This is a genomic window from Adhaeribacter aerolatus (genome assembly GCF_007991635.1).
In the GTDB taxonomy this organism is placed as follows: domain Bacteria; phylum Bacteroidota; class Bacteroidia; order Cytophagales; family Hymenobacteraceae; genus Adhaeribacter; species Adhaeribacter aerolatus.
Genome location: NZ_BJYS01000041.1, coordinates 50,715 through 67,404 on the forward strand (window position 1 = coordinate 50,715; position 16,690 = coordinate 67,404).

14 protein-coding genes are annotated in these 16,690 nt (G+C 45.6%); 7 read left to right on the top strand and 7 right to left on the bottom strand.

Features of this window, described 5'->3' with window-relative positions; translation table 11 throughout:
* Positions 1 to 143: 143 nt before the first annotated feature.
* Both AAE02nite_RS21430 and ettA read right to left on the bottom strand, forming a co-directional pair.
* Positions 144 to 3,065, bottom strand: a complete 2,922-nt coding sequence (locus AAE02nite_RS21430; protein ID WP_146902957.1) for a TonB-dependent receptor — start codon at positions 3,063 to 3,065, stop codon at positions 144 to 146.
* 453 nt (positions 3,066 to 3,518) lie between these two features.
* The gene (ettA, locus tag AAE02nite_RS21435; protein ID WP_146902961.1) at positions 3,519 to 5,183 is read right to left on the bottom strand and encodes an energy-dependent translational throttle protein EttA; all 1,665 of its coding nucleotides are present in this window, start codon (positions 5,181 to 5,183) and stop codon (positions 3,519 to 3,521) included.
* Between the two features lie 315 nt (positions 5,184 to 5,498).
* Between ettA and AAE02nite_RS21440 the strand changes: the two genes are divergently transcribed.
* The 4 genes from AAE02nite_RS21440 (at position 5,499) to AAE02nite_RS21455 (ending at position 8,860) form a co-directional block, all read left to right on the top strand.
* Positions 5,499 to 6,803, top strand: a complete 1,305-nt coding sequence (locus AAE02nite_RS21440; RefSeq protein ID WP_146902963.1) for a DUF349 domain-containing protein — start codon at positions 5,499 to 5,501, stop codon at positions 6,801 to 6,803.
* 63 nt (positions 6,804 to 6,866) lie between these two features.
* Positions 6,867 to 7,664 (top strand): porin family protein, encoded by a 798-nt coding sequence (locus tag AAE02nite_RS21445; protein WP_146902967.1) that lies wholly within the window; start codon positions 6,867 to 6,869, stop codon positions 7,662 to 7,664.
* A 169-nt stretch (positions 7,665 to 7,833) separates the two neighbouring features.
* Positions 7,834 to 8,055: a DUF2795 domain-containing protein gene (locus AAE02nite_RS21450; protein WP_019948259.1), complete on the top strand. Its 222-nt coding sequence runs from the start codon at positions 7,834 to 7,836 to the stop codon at positions 8,053 to 8,055.
* Between the two features lie 79 nt (positions 8,056 to 8,134).
* On the top strand, positions 8,135 to 8,860 hold the full coding sequence (locus tag AAE02nite_RS21455; protein WP_246151213.1) for an ABC transporter ATP-binding protein: 726 nt from the start codon (positions 8,135 to 8,137) through the stop codon (positions 8,858 to 8,860).
* A 41-nt stretch (positions 8,861 to 8,901) separates the two neighbouring features.
* Here AAE02nite_RS21455 and AAE02nite_RS21460 read toward each other — a convergent pair whose 3' ends face one another.
* On the bottom strand, positions 8,902 to 9,516 hold the full coding sequence (locus tag AAE02nite_RS21460) for a class I SAM-dependent methyltransferase (RefSeq protein ID WP_146902970.1): 615 nt from the start codon (positions 9,514 to 9,516) through the stop codon (positions 8,902 to 8,904).
* Between the two features lie 305 nt (positions 9,517 to 9,821).
* Between AAE02nite_RS21460 and AAE02nite_RS21465 the strand changes: the two genes are divergently transcribed.
* Entirely contained in the window at positions 9,822 to 11,438 is a 1,617-nt protein-coding gene (locus AAE02nite_RS21465) for a glycosyltransferase family 39 protein (RefSeq protein ID WP_146902974.1), read from the top strand.
* 274 nt (positions 11,439 to 11,712) lie between these two features.
* On the opposite strand, the gene AAE02nite_RS21470 is transcribed toward AAE02nite_RS21465, so the two are convergent.
* From AAE02nite_RS21470 to AAE02nite_RS26785, 3 genes are all read right to left on the bottom strand, one after another.
* Entirely contained in the window at positions 11,713 to 12,756 is a 1,044-nt protein-coding gene (locus tag AAE02nite_RS21470; RefSeq protein ID WP_146902977.1) for an NAD(P)-dependent alcohol dehydrogenase, read from the bottom strand.
* A 64-nt stretch (positions 12,757 to 12,820) separates the two neighbouring features.
* Positions 12,821 to 13,045 carry a hypothetical protein gene (locus AAE02nite_RS26780; RefSeq protein WP_246151214.1) on the bottom strand — a complete coding sequence of 75 codons (225 nt, stop codon included), beginning with the start codon at positions 13,043 to 13,045 and terminating at the stop codon, positions 12,821 to 12,823.
* A 23-nt stretch (positions 13,046 to 13,068) separates the two neighbouring features.
* Complete coding sequence (locus AAE02nite_RS26785) at positions 13,069 to 13,209, bottom strand: arsenate reductase/protein-tyrosine-phosphatase family protein (RefSeq protein ID WP_246151215.1); 141 nt, start codon at positions 13,207 to 13,209, stop codon at positions 13,069 to 13,071.
* A gap of 115 nt (positions 13,210 to 13,324) precedes the next feature.
* Between AAE02nite_RS26785 and AAE02nite_RS21480 the strand changes: the two genes are divergently transcribed.
* Positions 13,325 to 13,948, top strand: a complete 624-nt coding sequence (locus AAE02nite_RS21480; RefSeq protein ID WP_146902980.1) for a class I SAM-dependent methyltransferase — start codon at positions 13,325 to 13,327, stop codon at positions 13,946 to 13,948.
* Between the two features lie 312 nt (positions 13,949 to 14,260).
* A complete protein-coding gene (locus AAE02nite_RS21485) occupies positions 14,261 to 15,880 on the top strand; it encodes a DUF5723 family protein (RefSeq protein WP_146902984.1) in 1,620 nt (539 codons plus the stop codon).
* 65 nt (positions 15,881 to 15,945) lie between these two features.
* On the opposite strand, the gene AAE02nite_RS21490 is transcribed toward AAE02nite_RS21485, so the two are convergent.
* Complete coding sequence (locus tag AAE02nite_RS21490) at positions 15,946 to 16,623, bottom strand: type 1 glutamine amidotransferase domain-containing protein (protein ID WP_146902987.1); 678 nt, start codon at positions 16,621 to 16,623, stop codon at positions 15,946 to 15,948.
* Positions 16,624 to 16,690: the final 67 nt, after the last annotated feature.

Below are 16,690 nucleotides of genomic sequence, written 5' to 3' on the forward strand. Positions count from 1 at the left end.
AAAGTTATTTTAATAGCACCGTAACCTAAGCTTGCAGTAAAGGCTGACAAATAAAACAGCTTTACTTCACACTTACAAAACAAAAAGGCAGCTTAACTGGCTGCCTTTTTGTTTCACAATAATTTGTTTTGTTCTTCTGTTGATTAAAATTCTCCGCGGTCGCGGCCGCCGCCATTCCAGCCGCCACCACCTGGACCTCCGCCTGGTCCGCCCGGGCCAAACCGGCCTCTTTCGCGCATGCCGTCTCGCTCCCCAGGCGCCGGTGCGTTGCCACTACCATTACCAAATTTGCGGATGTTGTAAGTAAAGGTTAGCATTAAATAACGCTGCAGTACCACGCTTTGCGTTTCTTGTAAATAATTATTATTTACATTTTGCTGGAAGCCTTGGTTCTGGCGCAAAGCATCGTAAACCGATAACCGGATATCGCCGTTCTGCTTTTTAAACAGCTTTTTACCAATGCTCATATTCCACATCAGGTAATTAATATTACTACCCCCTTCTACTACCGTGGTATTCAAGCGGTGGGTAAAATCGGTATTGAAGACAACACCTTTGTAAATTACCCAATTAAAACGAACCCGGCTGAATTGGTTATAATAGGTGTTTTTCTGGCTTGAACTTAAGGTATTATAAGCATAACTGTAATTACCCCGGGTAGAAATATTAAAATCTAAATTCTGGCTAATATTACTTGATAAGGTAACGCCGGCACCATAATTCTGAGAATAGGAAAAGGTGTTAATTGATTTAATCGGCTCTCCTACGTTAATTGGGGTGGTAATACCCGGCGTACGGCTAATATTGGCAGAAAGATCGAAATTAAGATTTGACTTAATAAATTTTAAGGGCAGGCTATAACTCACAAAAGAACGCAGACTGTAATTACCGTTCAGGTTTTCGGCCCGCGAAAGCGAGGCCCGGTTAATCAGCGTATCCGCAAAGAAATTACCAATGGTGAATATGGTATCGTTGGTATTATTAACAAAACGATTATTTACAATTTGGTCTTGCGTAAGCGAACCGCTAATATTGGCTATAAACGTGGTTGATTTTTCGGTGTTGGCGGCCGTATAACGAAAGTTCAGGAAATTCTGGTAAGCCTGGTCTAAGTCGGGGTTACCAATTCGTAAGGCTAAAGGATTGGTTTTATCCAGTACGTCCTGCATTTGATCCAGCGATGGATTTTGGGTATTGCCATTGTAGAAAATACGCAGGTTTTTAGACCGGGTAAAGCGGTATTGAAAACTGGCATAAGGAATGAACCGAACAAACCCCTTAGTCATTTGGCGTTCTGTAGGGAGTAGTCGTTGGTTATCCAGTTCTGAATACTGGTAAGAGGCCCGGGCATTAAAATTTACTTTAGCATTAAAGTAGTTATATCCCAAACCCGCCTGGTGCGAGAAACTGTTGTTATTAAACGTATTGGAAACCGATCTGTTTAAGGAAGTATAAGCCTGATCGGCTTCTGAATAATCATAAGTCCGGGTATCCGAATCGTTTTGGTTTATATTGTAATTATAATTCAGGCTGATATTGCTGGTTTTGGTAAGTGGCTCAATGTAAGACAGGTTAGTACCCATATTAAAGCCCTGGCTTTCCCGGTCCATGAAGCGGTCGGTATCTATGTAAGTTATCTCACCTGTTCTGAAATTATACGTTTCGCCATCCAGGGTAGTATAGGTATCGCTGTTGTTTTCATTCGACGACAAGTTTACCCCCACCGAGGCACTCCGTCCGCGCTTTGCAAATTGGTGCCGGTAAATAACTTCGGTACCCAGATTATAGCCAGCTAAATCATTACTCGTGTTATTTCCCGATTTACTAACCGGGCTGGCAAGATAATTAACTGAATCGGCGGCATTAGAAAAGCCATTGTTCAACTGAAAACTTAACCTGGGCTGAACAAATAAAGTATTGGCCGAATCTATTTTATATTCAAAACGGGCATTCAGGCGGTGATTCGTATTGCTTCGGCCATACTCCTCCGTTTCATAAGCCTCGCTTTTCTTTTCTAATTCCGGCTGAAAATAACTTAAATACGAGCTGGTATAACCAACATTATCGGTGTAGTTACCAAAGTAAGATGCACTTAAAGTAATTTTCTTACCCCATTCTTCGGAGTAATTAATACCGGCATTATGGGTTGTGGTAATACCGCTACCCCCAAAACCGCCACTACCCCGGTTACCACGGCCGCCGCCAAAACCGCCACCTAAGAAATCTTCCATGCCAAAGCCTTGCTGGTTTATGTTATTGGTGCCACCTAAGAAGGTAACCCGCCGCTTGGGTTTAAATATATTAATGGTACCACCGGCCTGGTAGCGTTCATCGGTACCGGCTCCGGCCATTACCCGGCCAAAAGTACCGTTGCGGCGGTCGGGTCGCGTCACAATATTCATGGTCATGTTGCGGTTACCATCGTCTATACCCGATAAGCGCGATTGCTCGCTTTGCTCTTCTACCAACTGAATTTTATCTACCACATCGGCCGGCAAATTCTTAAGGGTAGCCATCGCGTCATCGCCAAAAAATTCTTTGCCATCTACCCGTACTTTTTTTACGTCCTGGCCCCGGGCCGTTACTTTGCCGTCCTGAATCACCACCCCCGGTACTTTCTCCACGAGTTCATCGGAGTTGGCATCGGTGTTTACTTTCATGGCCTTGGCATTAAACTCGGTGGTATCGCCTTTCTGCACTGCTGTTGGTACTCTTTCGGTTATCTGTACTTCCTTTAAGGCAGTAGTATTTACCTGTAAAGCTAAATTACCCAAGGCAATTGGCTTATCGGCAACTACCACGCGCCGTTGCAGCGTCTGAAAACCCAGAAAGCTCGCCCGCAGCAAATATTGGCCCGCGGCCGGTTGAAAATTAAAAGTACCCTGGTTATCGGTGATAGAAACACTCCGTGCGGAATCGGGCAGCCGGATAAGCATTACCGTAGCTCCCGGTAGTGCCGAATTGTCTTTGGCATCGGTTACTTTACCGGTAACCGGAAAAGTCTGGGAAAAACCCGGCAGACTAAGGAAGGAAAATAGGAGAACGAGTAAATGTTTTGGTTTCATCTATGATAGATTTAACACCTCATATTTTGGCTGGTGTTGTTTTTAGATGGTGCGACTTTGAATAAGTTTAAATCTCTGTCCAAAAAAATTAAATATTTTAAATATTTATAACCAAACTAGCTAAAGCGATTAATTTATTCGTTCGCTCACCGGATTTAAAGCCTCATTTTTAGAATTTTAGTAATAAACCGGTTTAATGCGATAAATGAAGCACTGCCCAGTGGTTTACTGTTCTTTTGATGTTTATAAGTTCTTGCTCTCTTGGCCAATTTTTAATAGCCATTTTGGGTAATTGCTAAAACCACCGGCAATAAAAAAGGCAGCTTTACGGCTGCCTTTCTCTTTAAATATTAACTTTTAAAGGACTTTCGCAAAATTATTGAAAGTCCCCCTTTGGAGGGGGCAAGGGGGAGGATTTACAATGTTTAAAAATTAATTTGCGAAAATCCTGCTTTAATCTACCAGTTTTTTGTACCGAATGCGCTTAGGTTCTACATCGCCGAGGCGTTTGCGTTTGGCTTCTTCATAATCCGAGAAGTTACCCTCAAACCAAAACACCTGCGATTCGCCTTCAAAAGCCAGAATGTGGGTAGCAATTCTATCCAGGAACCAACGGTCGTGGGAAATAACCACGGCACAACCGGCAAAGTTATCCAGCGCATCTTCTAAGGCCCGGATGGCATTTACGTCCAAATCGTTCGTGGGCTCATCTAGCAACAATAAATTGGCGCCTTGTTTTAAGGTCATGGCCAAATGTACGCGATTGCGCTCGCCACCCGATAATACGCCCACTTTTTTCTCCTGGTCGGAGCCGCCAAAGTTAAACTTGCTTACGTAAGCCCGCGAGTTAATCTGGCGGTTGGCCAGCAGCATGGTTTCGGTACCGCCCGAGATGGTTTCGAACACCGATTTATTAGGGTCTAAAGATTCGTGCTGCTGATCGACGTACGCAATTTCTACGGTTGGGCCTACAGTAATATTACCGGCATCGGGTTTCTCGCGCCCAGTTAATAACCGGAATAAGGTAGATTTACCCGCACCGTTGGGGCCAATAATTCCCACAATACCAGCTGGCGGCAGCGAGAAAGTTAAATTCTCAAATAATAATTTATCGCCGAAAGCTTTGCCCAGGTTCTCGGCTTCGATTACCACATTACCTAAACGCGGACCATCCGGAATAAATAATTCCAGTTTCTGTTCTTTTTCGCGGGCGTCCTCGCTGGCCATTTTCTCGTAGTTACCCAAACGGGCTTTCGATTTGGCTTGCCGGGCTTTCGGCGACATCCGGGCCCATTCCAGTTCACGCTGTAAGGTTTTTTGACGCTTGCTTTCTTGTTTTTCTTCTTTGGCTAAACGGGCAGCTTTCTGCTCCAGCCAGCTCGAATAATTACCTTTCCACGGAATGCCTTCGCCGCGGTCGAGTTCCAGAATCCAGCCGGCTACGTTGTCCAGGAAGTAGCGGTCGTGGGTTACAGCAATTACGGTGCCTTTGTACTGCTGCAAGTGCTGTTCCAGCCATAGTACCGATTCGGCATCCAGGTGGTTGGTAGGCTCATCCAATAATAATACATCCGGCTCCTGCAACAACAAACGGCACAAGGCCACGCGGCGCTTTTCACCACCCGATAGATTGCCCACAATGGCTTCGCCGGGTGGGGTACGCAGGGCATCCATCGCGCGCTCCAGTTTATTATCCAGTTCCCAGGCGTTATAATGGTCCAGTTTTTCCTGTACTTCGCCCTGGCGGGTTAAAAGTTTGTCATAGTCGGCATCAGGGTCGGCAAAGGCTTCGTTTATTTCATCGAACTCTTTCAGGAGCGCCACTACCTCGGCTACGCCTTCTTCTACAATTTCCTTCACCGTTTTGGTTGGGTCCAATTGGGGTTCCTGCTCCAGATAACCTACCGAGTAGCCCGGCGAAAAAGCAACTTCGCCCTGAAAAGCTTTGTCTACGCCGGCAATAACTTTTAGCAGGCTCGATTTACCGGAACCATTAAGACCAAGCACACCAATTTTGGCGCCGTAAAAAAAGGAAAGATAAATATTTTTTAATACCTGTTTCTGGGGCGGGTAAATTTTACTTACGCCGGCCATCGAAAAAATAATGGTTTCGCTCATAGTCGTTTTCTTCGTACAATATTCGTTTATCCGGGCCTAACCAATTGAGTAGTTCTGCGGCTAAAATAATAAGCCACAGCACAAAACAATTTTTAAAATATATTAATTGGTTGAGGTTGGCGCACAAAATTAAGATACTTCGGACTAGGAAAGAAGCATCTACGCGAGTTTAAAAAACTTTTTAATCTGCATTAAGTATATTTTAAGGCCTATATTTTATAAAAATTCCTGTACAAATATCATAAAAAACAGGCGCAATCGATTTTTGGAATAGTAGAAAGTAGTAAACTTGTAAAATTTTTTTACATCCGGTAAATGGAAAATAAAGACTATCTGGAAGAGGCCCGCCAATTTGGTTATGTTCAGAATAACGAAATATGGCTGAAACCCTTCATGAATTATCCGACCCGTAAGGTTGGCGAAGTAAAAGAGGTGGAGGAAGAGTCGTTGCAATATTTTGCCTATCGTTTCGAAATGTTTCGGGAGAAGGTTAACGCGCTGCTGAAAAAAATTGAAGAATCGGAAAACAAAGGTTCTTTCCTGATGAAGGTAATGCACCTGAAGGAGCAGGTAGAAAAATACGATGCGCTCGGCGACTTTGAAGCTATTTACAACCAACTTTCGCAAGCCGAAAACGAAATTAAGGCTTCTATCAGTCGCAACCGCGATAAAAACCTGAACGCCAAAGTAGCCCTGATAACCGAAGCCGAAGAACTGCAGGACAGCATCGACTGGAAAGGCACCACCGAAAAGCTAAAAGAACTGCGCCAGAACTGGATTAAAACCGGCCCGGTAGACAAGGCTATTGCCGACGAAATTGAAGAGCGGTTCCGCAACGCCGTAGAAACCTTTTTTACGCGCAAGAAAGAATTTTACGAAGACAAGCAAAGCCTGGTAAACCGCACCATCGATAAATACCGCGACCTGATAGCCAAAGCCGAAGCCATTCAGAACTCCGAGGATTGGGACGTAGCCACCGCGAAGCTGAAAGAATACCAGACCGCCTGGAAACAGGTAGGCGGCAATTTACCCCGCAAAACGACCAACGACCTTTGGAACCGTTTCCGGAAAGCCAACAACCACTTTTTTGAGCGCCTGAAAAACCGGATAACGCAGACCAAAACCGAATCGAAAGAAAAATATTTTGAGGATAACCTGGCGAAAAAACGCGCTTTGGTAGAAGAAGCCGAAGGTTTGGTAAACGTGGAAGTACAAAAAGCAGTGCCGCGCGCCAAAGAGCTGCAGGCGGCCTGGAAAACCGTAGGCCCGGTAAAAGGCGAAGAATCGGACCGGTTGTGGGAGCGCTTTATTATTGCCTGCGATAAGGTTTTTGAACTGAGCAGCCTGGAGCATTACCTGCGTAAGCGGAATATGGGGGCTAAAATTGCGCCCAACGAGCAGGTTACAGCGCGGGTAAATGCGCTGAAAGATTTTATTAAATCGGATAGGCAAGAGTTGGAAGTGCTGGAAACCAATTTGGGCAAGCTGGCCGATACACCGGGCAACGAAACTTTCCGGAACATGCTGCAAAGCAAAATAAGAGGCTTTAACCGCAAGATTAAAACCAAGCAGGAACTGATAGATTTAATTAAAAATAAACAGGTAGCCGGTAACGAGTAGTTGTAAATTATTTATCCGACAATTGCCACTAAAAACTGCTTTGTCTTGCATACTATTTACACCATGAAAAAATTTAAGCTTTCTTTTTTCCTGCTGGGCATTTTAGCTTGTTCGTGGCAGGCACAAGCCCAGACCGATTCGCTGACGAACCAAATGCAGGTTCGCATACCGAAGGGCAATTTCCATTTTGGTATAACTACTGCCGTAAATAACACCTGGATTAAGGTAGACAACGACGCGCAGAATAACGAGCATTTTAAGTACAAAACCACCATTAAATGGGCGCCCGTAGGCCTGGTAGCGGGTTATAAGTTTAACGACCGGCACGATGTGCAACTGGAAGCTTATTTGTCGCAGCAAGGGCAAAACTATACGCTCACCGAAAACGGCGATGGTACGGGCCTGGAACTGGGCGAAAAAAGAATAAATTTAACTTACTTGCAGATACCCCTGCTGTTTAAATTTACCACCGGCGATGCCACCCGGTTTAATGTACACGTCGGGCCCCAAGTTGGTTTCTTAATAAAAGGCGAAGAGGTAAATGAGTTTCCGGAAGCCATTGCCCTGAACGATCGCACCCTGCAAGGTGAATATACGCTCGCCAAAAAAGAAAAAGGCGACCCGTTGTTTAAAGATGCCGGTGGTTTTAGTGCCATTGCGCCCATGGCGGTACTGGGGTTGGGCCTGGAAAAAGATGTAAAAGATAACCTGTATGTATCGGCCAACGTGCGCTTTAATTACGGTTTTACCGACATCCGCGATACCGAAACCACTACCAGCGCCTATGATTTTGATAAGTACACTTTACGCTACAATATTTTTGGAGGGGTACAGCTGGGTTTGCATTACGTACTGGACTAAGCGGCTGAAGTCCGAAAAATTAATTTAGCATCAAACATTTACGGCAATTTATTCGTTGTTTGTTTAAAATACCAAAAGCATCTATATTTAAAGAAATTAATATTTGCTTTTGATATTTTTTTTTTAAATTTTGCAACCTGTTATTAAAGTCACTTAAGGAGAAAATGATATGTATTGGACACTGGAATTAGCCTCATACCTGGAAGATGCCCCTTGGCCAGCAACGAAAGACGAGTTGATAGATTACTCAATTCGTTCAGGCGCTCCCATGGAGGTAGTAGAAAACCTGCAAGCTCTGGAAGATGACGGACAACCTTATGAAAATATTGAGGAAGTTTGGCCAGACTATCCAACCAAGGAAGACTTCATGTTTAATGAGGACGAATATTAAAATTTGATTATGAATTAAAGATTAGAAATAGTGAATTAGAAATTACTTCACTTTTAATTTTTAATTCATAATTTCTAATTTGATTACGTTAACAGTAAAAAATCTGGTTGCGGGATACGAACGGCGTGTTCTTATCCGCAACCTTTTTTTTAAGGTGCAGGCACCGGCTTTTGTAGCAGTGGTAGGGCATAACGGGGCCGGCAAATCTACTTTTTTTAAAGTTTTAACCCGTACTTTGCCTTACCAGGGCGAGGTGCTTCTGAACGACCAATCGTTACACCACCTTTCTAACCCAGCCGCTACTGGTTTACTTTCTTACCTGCCCCAAAAAAACATGGTGGCCTTTCCGGTTAAAGTACGCGACCTGGTGGTTATGGGGCTTTTCCGGCACAAGCGTTTTTTCGAGCAATATTCGGCGCAGGATTACGAAACCGTACAGCAACTATTAAATAATTTAGAAATACCGCATCTGCTGGACCGGGAGTTTACCGAGCTATCGGGGGGCGAACAGCAAATGGTGTGGCTGGCCCAGCTCATGCTGCAGGATGCCGCTATCTGCCTCCTGGATGAACCTACCCAGCAACTGGATATTTATCACAAAAAGCGCGTGTTTAACTTGCTGACGGATTGGACTGTGCAAAAAAATAAACTCATCCTATGCATTACCCACGACTTAGTTAACCTGCACGGCCACGTTGGCTATATTTTAAATTTATCTAAACCTGAACCGCAGTTAGAAGTGCTCTCGGCCGAAACTATCCGGGAAAATATGCTGTACCTCGAAGAAAAGCCGCCTGTCATTTAACCGGTTCCTGTCCGGTGTGCCAGCTGAAAGACTGATAAACGTTACTTCTGCAGCAAGATTATCCGGAAATTTCCGCCAAAATTAGCCGGCTGATCCAGCGATACTTTCAGGTTAGTTTGGGCTACGATGTTTTCGAAACGCCGGGTAATATTACTAAACAAAAAATTAGTCAGGAAATTAGCTACCCGCCGGAAAAAGCCCACCTGGTGCCCCGGTTGCAGAAATTTATCGAAAACCACTATTTGCCCGCCCGGTTTCAGTACCCTTTCGGCTTCCTGTAAACACCGCACCGGGTCCGGAATAACAGCCAGAATCAGGTGCAGTACTATTTTATCGAAAGCATTATCGGGCAGGGTTAGGCACTGCCCATCCATTACCTGCGCATTTACCGGTAGTTGCAGCCGGGCACCGCGCCGGATTAGCCGGGCCACCATAGCCGGCGTAATATCGGTAGCCGTTATCAAAGCTGTTGGGGGCAAAAAATCTAAATCGAGGCCGGTACCAGCCCCTATCAACAGCACTTTCTCGCCGGGTTTAACAGCCAGCAAACCAATCGCCTTTTGCCGCGATTGTAAGAAAACGCGGCTTATTAAATTGTAAAAAGGACTGTACAAGGTATACCGGCATTTGTTCCAGGTATTGGTGTTTATTTTCATCTTCCCCAATCAGGTAAAAAGCGCCAGGTAAATACGGCGCGTTGGCGCTGTTATAGGCAGATGCAAATCTAATCACTTATAAATTTCTGGTGTATGCTATTTCTGTAAATCTAGCGAGAGCAGGCAGGTTAAAACAGCCGTTTGGGTGGCGAAATATATTATTTGCGAGAATAAAAAATTGGATTTAACCCAAACAGACGGTAAAAAAATTAGGTTATAACGAAGATTAACCCGAAATAGAATAAATTTGCGGCGCTCTTTCCCTTATCCGGGAACTGATATTGTTAATACCTGTGGTAAAAAACATGCAGTCATCCACCAGCCTCAATAAAGACCAACTAATCTCCACGCCCGATCAGGTTGGCATCCACAACCGGTATTATATTTCCCTGACCGTAATTTTAATAATTGCCTTGGGCATACGCCTGGTGGCGGCTTTCTTCTCCAAAGGATTTGCTTACCACGACGATCATTTTGATGTAATCTCGATTGCCCAGAATTGGGTATACGGCATTCCGGTTTGGCTAAACGAAGGCTTGCCGCCCCGCCACAGTATGTTGTATGCCGGCATTCACTACGGCCTTTTTTATGTACTGGAGCAGTTAGGAATAACCCAGCCCGATACCAAGATGCTGCTGGTACGGCTGCTGCACGGCTTATATTCTTTGTTAATCGTATACTTCGGGTACAAGATAACCGAAGTGCTGGCCGATAAGCGCGAGGCCCGGATTGTGGGTCTGATGCTGGCACTGGTGTGGTTTATGCCGTTTATGAGTGTGCGGAACCTGGTAGAAATGGTTTGTATCCCCCCTTACCTGGCCGGCTTTTATTTGCTGGTAAAGCAGCCGGAAAATGCCAAAGGAAACCGTTATTTCTGGGCGGGAGCATTGTTTGCGCTGGCTTTTGTTTTCCGGTACCACTCGGTTTTGTTTGCCGGGGGTATCGGGCTGGTTTTATTGTATAACAAGCAGTGGCGTAACCTTTTATTTTTCAGCCTGGGCTTTTTGCTGTTAGCCACGCTTATTCAAGGCACCATCGATTTAATTTTTTTCGATTATCCTTTCCACTCGGTGGTTACTTATTTTTTATACAACACCGAAAATGCCCGGAATTTCAGCACGGGGCCATCTTACCGGTTTTTATTAACGCTGCTCGGCTTTATGGTGCCACCCCTGAGCGTATTTCTGCTGGTTGGTTACGCCCGTACGGCCCGGTTGGCGCCCATGTTATTCTTAGGCGGCTTGTTGTTTTTTGTAGCGCATTCGCTGTTTCCGAACAAGCAGGAACGCTTTATTTTGCCGTTGTACCCACTTTTTATGATTTTGGGTGTAATTGGCTGGCAGAGTTTTGTGCGACAATCACGGTTCTGGCAAAAACAGCGCAAATTGCTGGCCGCCAGTTGGAGTTTTTTCTGGCTCCTGAATATTATAACGGCTTTCGCGCTGGCCTTTACCTATTCTAAGAAAAGTCGCATTGCGCCGCTGGTATATTTATCGGAGAAGCCGGCTTTGTCCGGTGTTTTACTGGAATTCGGCGACCATAGCCTGAAAATGCCGCCTTTGTTTTACCTGGGCCGGATGAGCGCCCAGGCCGAAGATTTTGCCGACGATCCGAAAAATAAATGGCAGCCATATAAGAACGGTATGCCCCTGCCCCCAAACTTTGTTATGGTTTACAGCTTAAACGACGAAAAACCACTGTACCAACTGCAAGCCGAAATATTACCTGCCTATACGCCCCATTATTTAATAATAGTGGGCCAGGATGATTTAGAGAAGCGCCTGCAACGTGTACGACAACTCTATCCCCATCTTCAGTTAGAAAAAACCATTGCGCCCTCCCTTTACGACCAGGTATTACACCAACTCAACCCGCGCGTACATAAAGACGAGCGCATCCGGATTTATAAAATCTTACCTTAATCCCCAATAAACAATACTGCAGCCGCCATTTCCAGTTCCCCGCGCCAGCCCTGAAAGGGCGGCATAACCCAGCGCAGGGTGCAGCCCTGCGTAAAAGTACTACGAAAATAGCCCTGAATGGGCGAAATCTTCTAAGTACATAATAGCTTAACTTTCCGAAAAAATGTTCAGAAAACGTAGTTCTGAAATAGTACTGGTATAAACCCACCCGTCAGCATAAAAAGAGAGCCAGTTTTAAAAACTGGCTCTCTTCCATAATAAACTGATTATAATACTACAGCGAAGCCATATCAATAACAAAGCGGTATTTTACATCGCTGCGCAGCATTCGTTCGTAGGCTTCGTTAATCTGATTAATCGGAATTACTTCTACATCCGATAAAATACTATGCTGGGCACAGTAGTCCAGCATTTCCTGGGTTTCGGGAATACCGCCAATCATCGACCCCACCAGGCGCTTGCGCCGGGAAATCAAACTAAAGCCTGAAACGGGGGCTGGCTCCGGCGGTGCGCCTACTAAAATCATGGTGCCATCGCGGCGCAGCAAACTCAAATACATATCCAGGTTGTGCGGCGCCGATACCGTATCCAGAATAAAATCGAAATAATTCCGGTGCTCTTTCAGTTGGGCTTCGTCGCGGGTAACGATAAACTTATGGGCTCCCAGCGCGCGGGCATCGGCTTCTTTATTGGGGGAGGTGCTCAGCACGGTTACTTCAGCGCCCATCGAAGCGCCCAGCTTTACGCCCATGTGCCCCAGGCCGCCTAAACCGACTACGCCTAGTTTATGCCCCTGGCCAACCTGCCACTTCCGCAACGGCGAATAAGTAGTAATGCCGGCACAAAGCAAGGGTGCTATGCGGCTTAAATCCTGATCCGGGGCTACTTTAAGAGTATATTTTTCGTCGACTACAATTTGCGAGGAGTAGCCGCCGTACGTAGGCGTTTTGCCATCCCGTTCGTAGCTGTTGTAAGTGCCCACGTTGTGCACCTCGCAATATTGCTCCAGGCCTTCCTGGCAACTGTGGCAAGTCCGGCACGAATCTACAAAGCAGCCCACACCGCCAATATCCCCTACCTTAAATTTGGTTACCTGGTCGCCTACCTGGCTGATGCGGCCCACAATTTCGTGTCCCGGCACCATGGGGTAAATAGAACCGCCCCATTCATTCCGGGCCTGGTGCAAATCGGAGTGGCAGACACCGCAGTATAAAATATCAATCAGTACATCGTGTGCGCCCACCGCACGGCGCGCAAAATTAAATGGCCCTAAAGGGGTAACTGCGTCTTGCGCCGCGTATCCACGGGTTTGTATCATAGCTTTGTTTGTTTTTAGGTGTAAAAGACTAAAACGAGCTTTTGCTTTTCAAGGTTAAAGCTATTTAATCATTGTAATTTTCATCCGCATGACGGCGGGCAGCCGGGTCAGCAACAATGGGCGGCGTTGGAGATGGCGGCAGCAATGCGTTTACGGCATCTTTCAGAAGTTCTACTAACTCAGGGTCCATGTAACAGTAATTATCCGGGATAAAGAGTACCATAATTTTACGATTTCGCAGCACGTCCCCAAATGCTTGCTGCAACCGTTGCTGGTGCTTCTTTTCCATCACGAAAATAACATCGGCCCAGTTTAGCAGTTGCCGCTAACCTGGCGGCGGGCACCGGCAGCAGTTCCGGCCGATTTTACCTGCCAGCCCGGATAGTGCCGGAACACCGTCTCGGCGGTAGGGCTGCGCCACTGGTTACGGCTACAAACAAACAGAATACGCAAGCAGAAACGTTTAAGAGGAAAAAATAAATCAAAGGCTAAATTTAATTAAAGTATCTTTTCAGCACTTATATTACCCTTCATTTTAAATTTTAAGCAAGCAGCACCTTTTTACGTTATGGTACCGGCTCCCTCCTCTTTGCGCAATATTTTCGGTAATTTAGATATTTACCTGTTCGACCAGTTGCTGAAAGGCCGCATTAAGGAATATACCCAGTTACTGGACGCCGGCTGCGGCAACGGGCGCAATATCCAATACCTGCTACAGGCTGGCCTGCCGGTTTTCGGCATCGATCAGGATGCCGAAGCGATTCGGCAAGTACAAGAACGGGCGGCGCTCCTGGCCCCGCACTTACCACCCACTAATTTTATCGTTGCCGATTTAAATAATATGCCTTTTACAGATAACCAGTTTGGGGTGGTATTGTGTAGTGCCGTGCTGCATTTTGCCCGCAGCGAAGCGCACTTCCGCAAGATGGTACAGGAACTCTGGCGCGTACTACAACCGGGTGGCATGCTGTTTTGCCGCTTAAGCACTACCATTGGACTGGAAAACAAACTACCGCATTTGCACGATTACTTTTACCAAATGTCCCACGGCAAAAACTGGTTTCTGGCCGATGCTTCTTTACTCCTAAACCTGGAAATTACTTTAGGTGCCCAACGCCTGGAACCGCTTAAAACCTTACTGGTAGAAGAACAACGCGCCATGACAACCTGGGTGCTGCAAAAATCAGCCTAGCACAGTAAATTATCTCCCGCCTTTTTTTCGTTTTCAATACCAATTCGGCTCCATTCCAATTAGCTGGCATTTTCCCGGAAAAATAAAATTGCCCATTTATTATAACCTTAAAAAAATACCTACTTCTGGGTATTTATAAATATTAAATTTCCTTCTATTTTTACATATTAATTATATTATACTTTGTAAACCAATATCAAAATAGATTAAAACCAGCTTATTAAGAGCAATAAACCTCTTTTCCAAAGCCTATTACCATAAAAATAATCAAACTTCTATCTTTTATCCTTTTCTCAATTATTACCTATTTGCATGAAAAAAAACTTACTCCTGACTACGTTTGTAGCAATGGCCGTGTGCGGCCAGTTAAAAGCACAACAATTATTGGGGGTTGCCAATAGCAACTTTGCCGGTATAAACGGCTTGCCCATGAATCCGGCGAGTATTGTCGATTCCCGGCTGGGCTTTCAGTTAAACCTGGTGGCTTTTGACGTAAACCTATCTAATAACTATATGCGCTACAATGCGCCCAACTCTATCATCAAAATGTTAAGAAATGATGGGGAATTTGATGATACGTATCTGGAAGAGAATTTTAACGGTAAGCCCAAAATGTTTACTACTTCCATGGATTTCCGGGGGCCTTCTTTTATGGTTACGCTGAGCCCAAAGCACAGTCTGGCGTTCACAACCCCGGTGCGAGGCGCTTTCCAAGGAAATAATATTTCGGAAAACCTGGCCAAGTTAATAGACACGAAAGAAACCGATGATCTGCTGAATAAAGTGAACGATGGCAATGAGTTTAGCTTAAACGGGAATTTAAACCAGGAATATGGCCTGGCTTACGGACGCGAGTTATATAACACGGGTAAACACGTACTAAAAGGTGGCCTGAATGTTAAACGCGTAACGGGTATATATTCTTCTTACCTGGTAAACGAAGACTTGCGGTTTAAGCTAACCGAAAGAACCGATGCCAACGCCGAACCTTATAATGTACTGGAGATAGAAAATATAAATACCCGGTATGGCTACGTAACCAACGATGATTTTTCGATTGAAGAAATCACTAACACAGACGACCCCGTTGAACTTGCCCGGAACATGGGTAAATGGCTGACAAATGGCGGCGCACTAGGCAAAGGCTGGGGCATGGATTTGGGTTTCACGTATGAATACCGCCCGCAGATAGATAATTATAAATACACCATCGACAGTGTGCAGTACCTGAATCACCGGAAAAATAAATACAAGTACCGGTTAGGCATTTCCTTAATGGATGTTGGTGGGGTACGCTATAAATCGCCAGACGTTCATAGTTTAGATATAAGCCGGCAGCGGGTAGAAATTGATTTCCGTGATTTTGAGGACTTAGAAAAGCCCGAAGATGCAACCGAGGTACTGAACGAGTCGTTTGGCATTCAACCATCGGATATTCGCAATTCTTTCCGGACCGGTTTGCCTACCACTTTAAATATTAACCTGGATACCAGGATAACTTCGCGGTTATATGTAAGCACTACCTGGATACAAAGCCTGCGGGGCAAAACCGCGGTAGCCATGCGGCAAAATTCTTTACTGGCCCTAACACCCCGCCTGGAGTACAAAATGCTGGAACTGGCTATGCCCATATCGTTACACAATAACTACTCGGTATTTGGGGTAGGCGCGATGGTTAAATTAGGCTCGTTCTTTATTGGTTCTGATAATATTGGCGGTGCGCTTAATGTGGGCAAGCCTTATGGCGCCAATGTGTACATGGGCGTATCGTTGCTGGCTTTAAAGCGGGAAATTAAAAAAGCCCCGAAGGCTAAAAAAGTTAAAACCCAGCCTTCGACCCCGGTAGTAGTTCCGGCCCCGGCTACCACGCCAGCCTCCGACTCAACCGCTACTCCCCAACCAATCCCGGTACCCACCCCGGTAAAAGAATAAATTAAAAACCCGGAACGGCGCTTATTAACAGCAGCCGTTCCGGGATTAAATAATTTAAATAAATATTAATGCAGCATTTTCAATAGCGCTTCCGCGGCTGGTTCCGACGAAGCCGGGTTCTGGCCGGTGATGAGTAAATCATCGGTTACCACGTAAGGCGCCCAGTCAGCGCCTTTGGAGTAGTTGCCACCCAATGCCTTTAGTTTATCTTCCACCAGAAAAGGCACAATATTGGTTAATTGCACGGCGGCCTCTTCGGAGTTGGTAAAACCGGCTACTTTCTTCCCTTTCACCAGCGGCTCGCCGGTAGGCGCTTTGGCCCGGGTCAGTACCGCCGGTCCGTGGCAAACGGCCGCTACCGGCTTTTGCTGCTGATAAAATTCCTCAATCAGCTTTATCGAGTCCTGGTCGGTGGCTAAGTCCCACAAAGGGCCGTGGCCGCCGGGGTAAAATACGGCGTCAAAGTCGGCCGCTTTTACTTCGCTTAGTTTCTTAGTCCGGCTTAGTTTCTCCTGCAGCGCTTTATCCTGGTAATACCGCTTGGTTGCTTCGGTTTGGGCATCGGGTTCTTCGCTTTTCGGGTCGATGGGGGGCTGCCCGCCTTTGGGCGAAGCAATGGTAATATCCACGCCCGCATCGGCCAGTTTATAATACGGAGCCGCAAACTCTTCTATCCAGAAACCCGTTTTTTTACCGGTATCTCCTAACTGGTCATGTGAGGTCATTACAAATAATACTTTCATAGCAATATATTAACAGGTAAAATAGTTAAAGCTCTTACCCACTGGCAGAGCGAAGCTATATTTCACG